This window comes from Pseudomonas sp. WS 5503 (genome assembly GCF_012985385.1).
In the GTDB taxonomy this organism is placed as follows: Bacteria; Pseudomonadota; Gammaproteobacteria; order Pseudomonadales; family Pseudomonadaceae; genus Aquipseudomonas; species Aquipseudomonas paracarnis.
Window position 1 is genome coordinate 33,499 of the sequence record NZ_JAAQWI010000016.1, and the last position, 12,605, is coordinate 46,103.

Here is a 12,605-nt window from a genome sequence, read left to right on the forward strand (position 1 = left end):
TGACGCCGCGCGCTTAAATTACCAACTGGTTATAATGTGGTGTTCTCAACGAACTTTAGGAAATGGCTTTCCAGGAATAGAATCCTCGGTTTCGGGCTGAACACGAACATACGCTTGCCGTTTAAGGCTTGATACTCAGCATCATCTACGGAGTTGGCTACCTCTACCCTGAGTGTGACCGGATTGATTGTTATCAGGTGCGCATCGAACAGGCGGTGTAGATCTACCCGCAACAGCAGCCCGTTTCTTACATCATCCGTTTGATCTCCGCGATAGGGAATGATGTGGGCAGCTTCCAGCAGGGTATCCACTCTGCAGCCAGAGATGCAGCACTCCCCTCCGTACCTGGCAAACATGGTCCCCCGAAAATTGGCTTGCCCTGGGCGAATAACTGAAACCTGCGTGCGCACTGTTCGCCGGTCGACCTTGAGCATGGCCAGCTCGACTGATGGCGACGGCGCAGATGCTTCGCTTTCGCTTGGAAGCGAATCCCCAAGCTCCTGTATCAGTTCGTGATCCATCATCAATCGATAGCTGGACTTCTCCAGCTGAGCCGAGTTGAGCGATCGGAGGATGGCCAGTGTTTCTGCAGCAGCCTCAAGTGACGCGAAGCTATCCGGCCTGTTTGCCCAAGCGGACTTAAGCTGCTCCGTGCTGAGGTCTCGAATGTCGCCCAGGCTGAGCAGTGGTACTTCCACAGCCTCTGGCAGGGTATCGATCACCGGGCCCTGCACGTGTGCCGCTTCCAGATCGACCAACACTTTCTGAATTGTCGCTTCTGCCTCGGCGATCGGGGTGAAGATGGCCAATACGTCTGGGTGGTAAAGGTAGGTGGTTGCGCCGGCATAAAACTCATCGTCCCCGATCAACACCCTGTAGAGGGCAAACATCTCGGCCGCAGCTTCTTGTGAGCCACAAGAGTGGGCACGGCTCTCCCAGGCCTGCACGACGTCATCACCCGTAAAGTCGGCTATGTCTTCAACGTCCAGGGCGTACAGGTGCGTAGGAAGCGTTGATAAATCCTCCTCGATGACGGTGTCGGGCCGGGAAGTGATGAGGCTGGAGAAGTTGATTGTCGAGGTGAGGGTTTGAGCGTCGTGGTGAAACGCACGCGAGCCCAGTACGCCCCCGTCGAACCACTGAGCGTATTCTGAGTGGTCTGCTGTACTGGTGCTTTCATCCAGATAGAGAACGTAAGCCACTTTGAATTGAAGCCATGCCTCGTAACCAGCGTATTGGGCGCGGCTCAACCGTCCCGTTGGTTTCTTTGGCTTGGCTTTGGAAGTCGGGGTGGTTTTGCGCCCCCGGGCCAGCGTGGTCATGGGTGATCCGTCACTCGTTAGATGCGCGCTACAAGTGCTGTAGGGCAGATGGCCACGAGTATCGGTGATAACCCTGGGATTGGATAGCCGGCGACAGAGCCCCGGCCATACCAGCCCGGGGTGCATATCAAGTGAGGAAGTGGCTTAGAACGATTGACCGGCAAATGATCCCAGGCGGATCTCGTAGGAGTCCGGTCCATAGTGCTCATCCATCAACGCTTTCAATTGAATAACGTTGTCGTCTTCAATGAAGCGCTGGTACTCCTTCTTGAGCGCTTCGAAATCCCCGTTGCGGACTTTGAAGTCTGCCCAGCGGTCCCCGGCAGGCAGATTACCTGTGCCTGTCATCTCCTGCCCGAACCACCCGCTGGCACAACCGTATGCATAACGACTCGTATTTTCATCTTCCGCTTGAAAGAAGCGTCCAGCCAACGTCTCATCAATTGGTTCGACCAGGTCGTAAAGGCTGGAAGTTTGCTTGCCCTCAACCGTTTGTGGCTCTACGCAGAAGTAGAAGCCGAACGTTACAGAAATTTCCCCAGCCAAGATGCCCCCTCATAATTCAGAATTGGGTGCCACTGCATCCAGTTGATCCAGCGGCACCGGAGATAGCCAGCATGACGCCGGCGCGACGAATGCCCAGTTTAAGCCGCCGCGCTCCGTTGCGCGGATTTCTTGAGCTCGGTGAAGTAGTGGTCAACCACGATTTTCTCGCCGCCAGTAGAGTCTTGCAGCCACATAGCCACTGGCTGGCCATTGGTGGCGGTGTAGCCTTCCCGGACCTGCTCCTCGTCCAGGTCGTCACGGTGATGGCTGATGAATGCCACTTCCGCCGGTCGCTCGGCATAGATGCCGTGCAGTGCGCCACCAGTGACATCTGCCACAAGGCGGACTGGGGCAGTTGCTGCCTCAACCAAGGATTCGAATGCTTCCAGCACCTGACGCACGCTCGCCTCACAGGTCCCGACGTTGAGTTGAATGGCTTCGTCCGGGGTATCAGACAGGAAGCCCACCACGCGCCATACGACACCGGCGTAATGACCAGTTGATAGCATGTGCTCAAGATCGTTGGGGTCGCTGGCCAGCGCGTACAGGGGGCTGTCCAGGGTATCCAGCACGATACTGATGGTCTCGTTAAGTTCGCAGTGAATGAGCGCCAGGCGGGCGGCGTCTTCATCAGTCAGCCTGGTCGCATTGGCAACCAGGGCAAGGATCTCTTCGCGCTGGCGGGCGTCCAAGGGCATGTAGTGCTCGCCGCTGTCGTAGATAACGTGCAGGCAACGCTCCATGGCGAACTTCGTGAATCGCAGACCCGCTGCGGGAATAGTTCGTGGGGTGTTCATCTAGTGGCCCTCTTGTGAGCTCGGTTATGAGTTCTCATCGTGAGGGCAACTATCATGTGCCAGAAGCACGTACACCGCGAGGAGGTGCCGGCAGTCAGCTACTGCTAACCTTGCCCAAGGTGAGGACCACGTTCTGCAGTGCACGGTCGAATGCTTCATCAGCAGCGTCTTCGAGAAGGCTGATGTTTTCAGTGCGATTGAAAGCTACCGGTGCGCCCCCGCTCGCCGAGTAGCGCCAGCGCAGATCATCGCCGTAGACGACTTGCGTGACGGAAGGGTGAATGCTTGCGACGTGGGCCAGGGCCTGTTCGACCAATCCCAAGGTGCGGAATGGATGGTCATCGCCGATGTGCTGCCCAGCACTCGCTGCTACGAACAAGGGGTTCTGCTGCTCAAACCAGTGCCAGACATCGGCGACGTCGTCTCCCTTGTCGAAGTGCAGAAAGGAATTGTCCAGTTCAGCACCATCATCAGTCAGGCATACGGCGCTGAGCACATTCCACAAGGTGCAGAGTTCAGCCAGCGTTCGGAAACCGTTGGTGGCTTTAGTGGCAATTGGGAAAGGGGAAGGGCGGTAGCTGATGTTACCTTGCATGATGACCTCGATGGTGTCCGCTGGATGATGGACACATTGTGAGGTCGCTCTGAGTGTGCCAGAACCTACGGCACACTCTGTATTTCCAGCGCTCCCTAAGACCAATCCGGATGGTCGGGATCGATCAGAGCACGTCCCGGCACAATCATTTCTTTTCCGGTGTCGATGCGGGCAACAACCCAGTTGCCACGTCCGCCGTAGTCAGTGGGTGATTTGGTGCGGACAAGGTTGCCGCTCTTAGTGAACCGATACGTTGTTTCGGGTTGAATTTGCATTGGGTTCTCCTCAGTACGCGTTAAGTGGATTCTAGCCCGGTACCGCGCTCGACATCTCGGAATTCGACGATAACAATAGTTGCCGAATACCGGCGCTGGTGGGCCAGCGGTCAGAGTTTCAACTTGGGGCGGTGGAGCGCTCTGCTGCCTTGGCGAAGAAGGCCTGCATCTCCTCTGTTGCATTGTCGCGGTGATGCCAGATCGCCGCAGTCTTGCCGGCATTGTCCTTGAACCACTGTGCCTGTTCGCTGACACTTCCATTGCTTTCATCCTCGTGGTCGAAGCACACAACGATGGCCTCGACAGGTTGTTGGCTATGTATGCCCACCAAGCCGCCATCGGAGAGTTCCACTACCACACGAGTTGGGGAGGGTGCAGGTGCTGGCGAAAGAAGCGACTGGAAAGCGCCCAGGGCTGCCCGCACGCCTGCTTCGTCATTACCGCTGTTCAGCTGCAAGGCATCGCCAGGACGGTTGGAGAGGTAGCCCACAACGCGCCACACGACGCCTCCATACGAACCTTCTGAGAAGATGTGCGAGTAATCGTCGGATTCTGCATTGGCAGCCCGCTGGTAGAGCTCCCCATCGATGGTGTCCATAGCCGCGTAGGAAGCGCCACCAATTTCAATGGTGATGAGATTCAAACGCTGGTGGTCTCCGATGCTCAACGATCCATCCAGGGCAATCGGCGCTAGAATGTCTTCACACTGCCGAGGGTCAATCGGCAGGCAATGTTCGCCGTCCTCAGTCACGATACGAATGCAGCGCTCGATGTCGAACTTGACGAAGCGCAGGCCTGCGGCCGAAGTCAGGGTGGATTTCATTGGTTGTACTCATGAGTCATTGGACTAGATGATCACATGCTGATGCCATTTTCGTTGTGGCAGAACCTCAGGCTTTCACCGCAAATGAACTAAATTGTTGGGCTCGGATTTATCCTTGCAGTTATTGGATTGCCTGGGTCAAAAACGCCGTGCTACAAGGCTGTTCGATTCAGAAGGTAGATTTGAGTGAGCAATCTTTTAGAAAGTAGATCCATGTACGAAATCGGGCTTGATGGTTCACCAGAAGGCTCGGCTTCAAACACCAGGCGCGGGAATCGTAGTGGCCGTATAGCTCCGACCAATGCTGAGGTCTTCGACTTTGAATCATGTGAGATTGTGAGTGAAACCGCTTTGCGTCATGCCTTGATGACGCGCAGTTCAGTAGCTTTGGATTACATCGCAGATGTGGTGCCGGATCTAGCAACCCATGCGGAGGTCTGCTCCCACGTCATCAACACGTTACCCCGCGCTCCAGATGCGATCACCTTTCTTACTGAAATCAAGCGCCGCTGCCTGATAAAAAATGTCTATACCCATTCGATATTCATGCAGGCCGCTTTTCTGCATGGGTCTGTAAGGGTCAGAGTCAAAGACTCGACGGAGAAAGGGGCCAAACAAGCAGCTCATATTGCATTTGTGAAGCAGCTTTGCGAGAGAGTGTTGGCCGGTGATGAGTTTCAAACGCCCGGGAAAAGTCCCGTCCAGCATCCAATTGAACAGTCGTGCCCAACGGCATTTATCTAATCTTCATCTGAGTATTCGCAAGCTTGAGTTCCCCCGAACATCCCTGATGTCTGGGGTGGGCCTGAATAAACTCGCCCGTCTCTACCAATCCCTCAGCTTAGGGCGAATTCCTCACTGAGGATTTAAAGGCGAGTCCAAGTGCAGGTCACAAAAAGCCCGGACAGTGCCGGGCTCACTCATTTGAAGCAACGCTTGCAGCGCTTTGACGTTTTTACCAACTCAGGATCCCGATCTATCCCTGGAACAGCTACGCTGCCGCACTTTGAGCTGTAAATATGCGATTCCTGTCCCGTCCCGCCTGAAAGCACCTCGTGGAAGAAACGGTGAATCAGATAGCTATTGCCGGATGAAGCCATGGCCACGGTGTATTCGCGTTGCTGTGTCGTAATCATAAACTCACTCAGGGTCTGTGATGAGCATCCGGCCTGGCACCGCTGGCGCGGTTTGAATTTCGGCCAGACCTTTGGCAGTTCTGAATCCGATCTCGGTCACTGAGACCGGGTATTTAATTCCGCCATCCGGATTCAACACCACGAGGCCAAACTTGCGGAGCTCGCTGAGCGTTGCTTGATCCAGGTCGGACGCGCCGTTGATCAGGTCTTGCAGTTTCTCGCTCGCTACCGCACCCAGTTCAACCGCCCACTCACGGCCGTCGCGGCTGTAGTGGAAAGCGAATGACTCGGGCCTGGCTTCGATTGCGAGGAGCTTCAAACCTGGGCGTTCAGTGGTTGCGGGATTGTTCACGAATACACTCCGAAGTTTATGCGCGGTGGCCATGATCGGCATTGTAACTGGCCACCGCACGATCGACCTGAATTCAGCCTGCCAGGAAACTCAATTGCTCCATGGGTGCTTGCTGCGGGGTAGGCTTTGCCGCGGGCTTGGCGTCGATGACCCAAGTCGTGTTTGCGGCAGGGAACTGGGTGAGGGAGTAGATCTCGTCCTGACCTTGCGGCATAGCGAAGTGGATTTCTTTACCAACAGAGCTGTGTTCAACCTTCGCCAACAAGCGCTCAATGGTCCGCTGCTTGTAGTCTTAGACCTTCACGGTCGTGTCGACGATAACCCTTACGCCGGTGGCAGGCATCGGCTCTGCGTTTTCCACCGAGGCTCGGAGTGCCTGAATGCGTTTGCGGTAGCTGCCTGGCTCCTTAACCTCTGCTTCCCAAAGCGAGGCTACGAACTGGGCAACGATGCTGTATGCCCAGCCCTCACAGCGCCACTGTCCGTCACTGCCCATCATCAGGACGTTGTCATTGTCCCGGACCTGCATGCAGCGCGGCGATGTAACGTCGTATGCCTTGGCCTTCTGAGGCTTGTAGCCCAGGCTTTCGTCACGCGGGTTGCTCAGTGGGATGTTGTAGCTCTGAATAACCCGGTGTGCGCCTAGAGTCATGCCGTCATACAAGGTGCCCAAGAGGTTGCTGTCCGCGTACAGGGAAAGCTCTACGGATTCGCCGGCCTCAAGCGCCGCGACCTGTGTCCCATAGCCCTGTGCTTGCATCGCGGGCTTGGAGTCGTTGAACGCGCTCATGGTCAGCGGAGAATTCCACTCTTTTCCAGCTTTAAGGATGATGTCCAGGTTGGCCATCGCGACAGGGTTGGCCATCTCTGCTAGCCAGCCCGCGATATAGCTCTCAGGCGTGATTGTCCGTCCGCCAGCACCTACCAGCGATTGGCCTTCGCAGGCCGAGGCAGAACGAAAGATCGCGCGAATCATCTGCGATGACGATCCAATTGCCCGGGCGCTCCAGCGAGGGGTGTGGGGGTAGCAGTTCGATTCGTAGGTTTGCTCAAACATGACATAGCAAGGCTGGCCGTCTTGACCGCGGAATGCGCCAATCAGTTTGCCGGTGGTAACGGTTGAACTCATGTTTGATACTCCTGAATGTGTTTAGAACCTGTGTTTCGATAGGGTCAGTATCAGGGTGCTTTGCGTGTGCCAGAACCGCCCAAGCAGCGACGTTCGGGTTCAACAGCACTACTTGGAACCTGCTCTGAGGAGTCGAATGCACCTGCTCGTGCCGGACAACAAAAAGCCCGGCATATGCCGGGCCTTGTGAAGGACTCTGTGTGTTAAAGCCCCATGAGTCGGAGGCGAAAGTCTCCCCACACTGTCCATCGAGTAAGGAACGAAGCGATCGCACCTAGTGCAACGATGATAAGTGCGCTGATCACAAAGTTAGTAGAAATGCCCTGAGGCGGGGTGGGAGCTGGGGATTCGATCCCTGAATGCACAAGACGTAGCCCAGCCCATAAACGACTACCAGCGCGGCACAAAAGGCTCGATCTGCTGCTTTGCGGTAGTACAGCTCATAAACAAGCCCGCCCGAGCATTGGAAAACCCATACGAGCAGGGTCATCCCCAGGAGATATTGACCAATTGTTTCTGGCAGGACATGCACGAGAGTAACCATGCCTCCGATCAAATACATGTTAAAGCCAGTGAAGGCTGCCACGATGAGCTGGCGTCGTGGAGGAGGCTTCGGGGTACCAAGCGTAGGTGAATATTCAGTCATGTCTCTTCCAGATATTGCCCAGGACAAGCTATCAATTTACCTCAGAACAACGGGTCCTCATTGAAAACCCCCTTGCGGGTTTTTATGGGTATATGCCTTATGGCATGACAACGTCTGTGCTTGGGTACGCCGCTTCCGGTGCCACACTCAATTCAACTGGCACACTGACCCAGTCCCCGAACTTTGTGACAACGACGGCACGGCAAAGCGCTACGAGTTCATTGCGCGCAGGCTCAGTGGTGTATTGTTCGCCGCCGCTGTAGTAGATGTTTGCAATCCAGCGCTCGGAGTTCTCAGTGCCTTCGGCCCCGTAGTGAGCCTCTGGATTGAGCGCCACCTGGTATTCGCGCAGCAACGGGCCGGCATGAGCCCAGTCTGCGCTCGGCTTGAACAGGCTCAAGCCCCGCGAGGTAACGCGATAGGCTCGTGTGAGGTTCTGGTATTGGGGGCACTCTATCTGAACCTTGATCCCGGCCGCTTGAGCAACCGCCCAGTCCAGGGCTGGACCGTCCAGTTCCTCAAGATAGATTCGTACGAAACCCGAAAGTGCTTGGGACTGGTCGGGCAGGATGGGAGCGTGGGCGGTCATTTCGGTGTCCTCGGCTGGAATCAATACCTCTATGCTGCCTTGATTGGCGGTGTGCCAGAAGCCGAAACATCGCCGACATTTCCATCGTTCCAGGTTTAGGGTTCGCCCGGTTAGTTGGGGTCGACGACTTTCTTGGCTTGTTCCAGCAGCTCACGCACGCGCTGAATTTCTTTGGCGCTATGCGGCGTGCCGCCCGCGTTCAAGTCGAGGTATTGCGTTAGCAGTTGCTCGCGGCTGGTGAAGTCATAGACAGCGACCTTCACGTAGAACTTCCGTGCGCTGTACGCCGTGCCCATCAACTCCTTAGCAGTGAACCCGAATGGCTTCACGTTGCCTTTGACGAACTCGGTGATTGCAGTAAAGCGTTGCAGTCCGTCAACGCATTGCAGTCCAGGCGGGAGATCGGTATCTGCTTTGGCGATTTCGTTCCAGCTAGCGCTATTGAACTGGATCAGCAAACCGCTGACAGGTACAACGCCGCGCAGACAGTTTTCGATGTAGTGGGCTTGCTGATCGTGTGTCCAAACATGCCCGCGCTGGAAGTCCGGGATCATCTCCAATCCACCATAATCTTCACCGAGACCACTCAATGCGCGCTCCAAGCCATCCCAGCGGTAGTCCGCTGACCAGCGTGCGGTGCGCAGTGGATTGATGAGTTTATTCAGTTGCTGCTCGAATTCGCTGATCTGACGTGCCATTGCTGTAATCCGTATTCAGGGACAACCAGTGTCCGTACTTTTGTGGGGCCAGTATGTCGGTGGTAGCCAGGCTTACACCATCTCAACCTGTACGCGGAAGGTCCGGTCTTTGTCATGCAGATCCAGTCGGGATTTGATCACGCCAGATTCCAGGCTGGTCTTGTGCGCAAACGCGGTTGTCGCATCGAAGAAGTAGGCTTCTTCTACCTCAAGAAGCTCCCGCCCATCGAATGACGTCTGCACCACGCAGAAGACGAATTGACTATCGATCGGGGCGTCCGGGTAGAACTTGAAGAGATCGATGCTCGAGCTGTGCGCCTTGCCGTCTTTGCAGACAGTGAATTCGATCTGCTCTTTCGTAAAGCGGGCGTCTTGGTGGTAGCCGGTTACAGACACAAGGTAGGGCTGGTCGTTCATGTATCCCATAAACAAAGTCTGGCCAACGGATGGGCGATAGTCCGGGATGTGGGCGCTCATGGATATTTCCTTTCTGAAGGGTCGCATTTGATTGGCCTCATATTCGTAGAGGATTCGGTGTGCCAGAAGCCCCCATCTCGTTGAAAATGACGGATTGGCATGGCCCGAATCCCAGCTATGAGCTATGAGCTATGAGCTATGAGCTGAGAACTGGGTATTCGGTTTCGCAAATTGGGTCTGACGAACTGAATCGCTAGCCACCGGTGTTAGGCCGCAAGCCCCAGGTCTTCACACTCCTCACGCCATCCCGCCCAGAGATCTGCTTCAATCGACGCATAGGTGTCGTGAATGTCCTGGCAGTACGCGCGGTGGGCTTCCTCCTCCAACATTTCCTGGTTGCACTCGTAGGCATCAATGCATTCCTCTGCCGTGTCGACCGGCGACTCTCCATGTGACCATTGGTGCATCACTGTGCGGTAATGCCCTTGGCGAATGTGTGCAACCGTACCGACACGAGCGTCCATGAGTTGAGCGATAGCCATATCGACCGCAGCAAGCCAGCTTGTGTAAGAGAAGTGTTCATGTGGCTCAGGTTGCAACCAACTGGCTGAGAGCCTGCCAATCGATCCGCTCTTAACGTTGGTTTCATGCAGTTCTGTATAGAGCTCGTGAGCAAGGCTGTATTGGTCTGCCAGCTCAGGGATGTCTTGAAGCAAGACTGGCACGCAGGGGCCATAGTGGCGGTAGGTCAGAACATCATTCGACGCAAGATCGTGCACCGCGTTGTAGGCAGCCTCCAAGGCGGCTTCGGTTTGAGCCTCGCACCCTTCGATGCCAGCAAAAGCAGCGACATTGATCCAGAGCAAGCGGGCGGCGAGGGCTTCTTGAAATGCTGGGTTCATGGTTGAGGCTCCGAGTCTGTTTGGACAGTGGAACCATCATCAGGGCGTACTAAGTGTGCCAGAACCTCCCAAGGGGGAAATAAGGCTGCCGCCCCAACGTTTGGAATGCACGCCTAATCGAACCTCCAATACCTCAGGTGGGGTACCAATGCGGTCGTTATCCAGCCCAGGGAATGGTGTGCTGGGGTCGCTTGATCCTTGGTCGATCTGTATCGTCATCGCCCATTGACACTGATTCGCCGGAGCAAGTACCAATGCACGAGTACATAGACGCTTTCAAGGTAGCCATGGTGCGGACCGATGCGATTGCAGGTGGATTGTCGAACTACCCGCTGAGGATCACTCCAGGGTTGAAGATCGACATACCTCAGATTGTTGATGCGATCGCTCGTGACTTCTCGGAGTTTCTCCCGCATACCGACGTGCTGCCAGGGAAATGCTTCAGAGTCGCCCGTGAGCTGTCATACATCCTGCTTGAGTTGGGTGTCCGGCATACCGTCACTGTTGGAGACATCGAGCTGGTTGATGGCCTCTATGTGGGCCTTGACCTAGAGCAGCTGCAGCGCGACGTCGCCGGGGGCTATGGGTTGGACTTTCAGGATGGGCGTCCTGTAGGCCGGCCGATAAATGCTCATGCCTGGATCACCTTGGAAAATGGGTGTGTCATTGACACCACTATCCTTCCTTCTCAGCATCGCAAAAGCCAAAACCCATCTGAGCTTCTGAGTTTTGCTGAGTCGGTCTATTTTTCCGGCAAGCAGCACACTCCAGTAGTCCGGCACATGCCGATGATGACCGGGCTTGTGTATCACCAGTTGGTGCTGATAGGGGAGGGTGACGGTGACGCACAGAACTACTGCCAGTGGTCAGAGGATTACGCGAGGTTGATGGGGAGGCTGGACTTGGTCAGGTTGGTGCCGGCACTCAGACCTAACTGATTTCAAAGAACTCAACCCGGGTCTCATTGGCACCGGGTTGGAATTTGATGAGATGGCTCAATTGATAGGCGTAGAAGGCAGCATAGGTGCTTCAAAAAACGGGTGAAGCTCCGTAAAACCCGCATCTCGATAACACTGCCACCAAGCATCTACCTGGTCCTTCACACTCTCGGTCAGCTCCTTGATTCCATTGCGCAGATCTATCGCTAAGAACGCGCATGCCTTGTAAGCGTCTACGGCCTCAAGGTCATCGCGGGAGACTACTGCGCAGGCAGTCAGATGACGTGAACGTACATAGTGAAAAGCACCGGCAGGTATGTCGCCGGCCATGTACTCACTGTGCGCAGCGGCTAGGTTCGCATCGAGGACCGGCATAACACCGATCAAGTTGCTTTTGAGAGATTGAATACTCATGGTCTGACCAGGGTTCATGATTTGAATCCTTGAGACCCAGGCGAGCCCGGGCGTGAGGGTGGGGTGATCAGGCTCAGGCGGCTTGCGGCGGAAGGTCGCTACGTTTGTTTGCGATCCCGATGTTGGATTTGAAGTAATCCATGCACGCTTCAAAGCCTTGCGAGATAAGCGATGCGTAGGCTGCACGGTGATCACCATTGAGGATGTAGAACCCATCCATTTGATCACGCACTAGCGCAGTGGTGTCGCAGCCATAGATCCACATGTCGTGGTCGTTGAAGCTGACGTAGAACCCTTTACCGTTGATGGTCGAGTTGTACTGCACGACAGGCACCGCCAGTCCCGAAGCGAGTGTGATGGTGTGGGCGGTAGCCATATTGAATTCCTTGCATGAGATGAATTTGATATGGCCATCTTGTTGCCACTTACCCTGTGCCAGAACCCTCATTACGAAAAAAGAGCCGCATGGGCCCCTTTTTTGTTGGACGGCAACTAACTCCGTTGGCCAGCCCGATCATCTGCGCCTCGTGACCAACCGCGGGCGTACAATCGGTCTTCCCAGGTCGAATCCGGATTGGGGAAGGCTGGCCCCGGGTCTCCCTTCTGGCCTGCTTCACGTCCACGCTGATACGGCGTCTTCTCGTCCGCGGGGCCCAAAAGCGCTGCTAACTTACTCATAATTCCTACCTTGAATAGCCGGGGCCGGCCAGTACAGCCAGTTGGTTGGGATTCAGAGTGGGGATTTCAGCTGCTCAACCCGAGCCTTTTGTTCCAGGTCCATGCACTGGCGGACCTGCTTGGCCGTCGCCTTGCCCTGAGCCCACCAGTTTCGCAGTGATTTCATTGTTCTTTCTTCAGCCTTGCTCATGATCTCTCCACACTCTTGGAAGTTAATGAGGGCAATATTGAGGCGTTCGCAAGCGTGCCAGAAGCATGCTTATGGAGGATCCACGAACCCGGCCGGGGGTATTGTGAATTGCAGGCACAAAAAAAGCCGCCCGTCAGGGCAGCTCTTTGGAAATCAAT

Annotated in this window: 19 protein-coding genes; 2 read left to right on the forward strand and 17 right to left on the reverse strand. The window is 55.4% G+C overall.

Annotated elements, in window-relative coordinates; genetic code table 11:
• Positions 1-29: 29 nt before the first annotated feature.
• From HBO10_RS29635 to HBO10_RS29660, 6 genes are all read right to left on the reverse strand, one after another.
• Complete coding sequence (locus tag HBO10_RS29635) at positions 30-1,322, reverse strand: HNH endonuclease (RefSeq protein WP_169904040.1); 1,293 nt, start codon at positions 1,320-1,322, stop codon at positions 30-32.
• 144 nt (positions 1,323-1,466) lie between these two features.
• The gene (locus HBO10_RS29640; protein ID WP_169904039.1) at positions 1,467-1,868 is read right to left on the reverse strand and encodes a hypothetical protein; all 402 of its coding nucleotides are present in this window, start codon (positions 1,866-1,868) and stop codon (positions 1,467-1,469) included.
• 98 nt (positions 1,869-1,966) lie between these two features.
• Positions 1,967-2,665, reverse strand: a complete 699-nt coding sequence (locus HBO10_RS29645) for a hypothetical protein (protein ID WP_169904038.1) — start codon at positions 2,663-2,665, stop codon at positions 1,967-1,969.
• A 94-nt stretch (positions 2,666-2,759) separates the two neighbouring features.
• A complete protein-coding gene (locus HBO10_RS29650; RefSeq protein ID WP_169904037.1) occupies positions 2,760-3,260 on the reverse strand; it encodes a hypothetical protein in 501 nt (166 codons plus the stop codon).
• Positions 3,261-3,355: 95 nt separating this feature from the next.
• Positions 3,356-3,535, reverse strand: coding sequence for a hypothetical protein (locus HBO10_RS29655; protein WP_116827117.1), 180 nt, complete (start codon positions 3,533-3,535; stop codon positions 3,356-3,358).
• Between the two features lie 118 nt (positions 3,536-3,653).
• A complete protein-coding gene (locus HBO10_RS29660) occupies positions 3,654-4,358 on the reverse strand; it encodes a hypothetical protein (protein WP_169904036.1) in 705 nt (234 codons plus the stop codon).
• Between the two features lie 186 nt (positions 4,359-4,544).
• Between HBO10_RS29660 and HBO10_RS29665 the strand changes: the two genes are divergently transcribed.
• Positions 4,545-5,102 carry a hypothetical protein gene (locus HBO10_RS29665; protein ID WP_169904035.1) on the forward strand — a complete coding sequence of 186 codons (558 nt, stop codon included), beginning with the start codon at positions 4,545-4,547 and terminating at the stop codon, positions 5,100-5,102.
• A gap of 396 nt (positions 5,103-5,498) precedes the next feature.
• Here HBO10_RS29665 and HBO10_RS29670 read toward each other — a convergent pair whose 3' ends face one another.
• The 8 genes from HBO10_RS29670 to HBO10_RS29705 form a co-directional block, all read right to left on the reverse strand.
• Complete coding sequence (locus tag HBO10_RS29670) at positions 5,499-5,846, reverse strand: hypothetical protein (RefSeq protein WP_169904034.1); 348 nt, start codon at positions 5,844-5,846, stop codon at positions 5,499-5,501.
• 73 nt (positions 5,847-5,919) lie between these two features.
• Positions 5,920-6,108 carry a hypothetical protein gene (locus HBO10_RS29675; protein ID WP_169904033.1) on the reverse strand — a complete coding sequence of 63 codons (189 nt, stop codon included), beginning with the start codon at positions 6,106-6,108 and terminating at the stop codon, positions 5,920-5,922.
• A 30-nt stretch (positions 6,109-6,138) separates the two neighbouring features.
• On the reverse strand, positions 6,139-6,975 hold the full coding sequence (locus HBO10_RS29680) for a hypothetical protein (protein ID WP_169904032.1): 837 nt from the start codon (positions 6,973-6,975) through the stop codon (positions 6,139-6,141).
• A 301-nt stretch (positions 6,976-7,276) separates the two neighbouring features.
• Positions 7,277-7,621 carry a hypothetical protein gene (locus HBO10_RS29685; protein ID WP_169904031.1) on the reverse strand — a complete coding sequence of 115 codons (345 nt, stop codon included), beginning with the start codon at positions 7,619-7,621 and terminating at the stop codon, positions 7,277-7,279.
• 97 nt (positions 7,622-7,718) lie between these two features.
• Positions 7,719-8,210, reverse strand: coding sequence for a phage protein NinX family protein (locus tag HBO10_RS29690; RefSeq protein WP_169904030.1), 492 nt, complete (start codon positions 8,208-8,210; stop codon positions 7,719-7,721).
• Between the two features lie 110 nt (positions 8,211-8,320).
• Complete coding sequence (locus HBO10_RS29695; protein WP_169904029.1) at positions 8,321-8,908, reverse strand: DUF262 domain-containing protein; 588 nt, start codon at positions 8,906-8,908, stop codon at positions 8,321-8,323.
• Positions 8,909-8,980: 72 nt separating this feature from the next.
• Positions 8,981-9,385, reverse strand: coding sequence for a hypothetical protein (locus tag HBO10_RS29700; protein WP_169904028.1), 405 nt, complete (start codon positions 9,383-9,385; stop codon positions 8,981-8,983).
• A 206-nt stretch (positions 9,386-9,591) separates the two neighbouring features.
• Positions 9,592-10,227, reverse strand: coding sequence for a hypothetical protein (locus HBO10_RS29705; RefSeq protein WP_169904027.1), 636 nt, complete (start codon positions 10,225-10,227; stop codon positions 9,592-9,594).
• A 254-nt stretch (positions 10,228-10,481) separates the two neighbouring features.
• Here HBO10_RS29705 and HBO10_RS29710 point away from each other — a divergent pair, with 254 nt between their 5' ends.
• Positions 10,482-11,165, forward strand: coding sequence for a hypothetical protein (locus tag HBO10_RS29710; RefSeq protein ID WP_169904026.1), 684 nt, complete (start codon positions 10,482-10,484; stop codon positions 11,163-11,165).
• Positions 11,166-11,222: 57 nt separating this feature from the next.
• Here HBO10_RS29710 and HBO10_RS29715 read toward each other — a convergent pair whose 3' ends face one another.
• The 3 genes from HBO10_RS29715 to HBO10_RS29725 form a co-directional block, all read right to left on the reverse strand.
• On the reverse strand, positions 11,223-11,597 hold the full coding sequence (locus HBO10_RS29715; RefSeq protein ID WP_169904025.1) for a hypothetical protein: 375 nt from the start codon (positions 11,595-11,597) through the stop codon (positions 11,223-11,225).
• Between the two features lie 55 nt (positions 11,598-11,652).
• On the reverse strand, positions 11,653-11,955 hold the full coding sequence (locus HBO10_RS29720) for a hypothetical protein (protein WP_169904024.1): 303 nt from the start codon (positions 11,953-11,955) through the stop codon (positions 11,653-11,655).
• A 354-nt stretch (positions 11,956-12,309) separates the two neighbouring features.
• The gene (locus tag HBO10_RS29725) at positions 12,310-12,447 is read right to left on the reverse strand and encodes a hypothetical protein (protein ID WP_169904023.1); all 138 of its coding nucleotides are present in this window, start codon (positions 12,445-12,447) and stop codon (positions 12,310-12,312) included.
• Positions 12,448-12,605 lie beyond the last annotated feature (158 nt).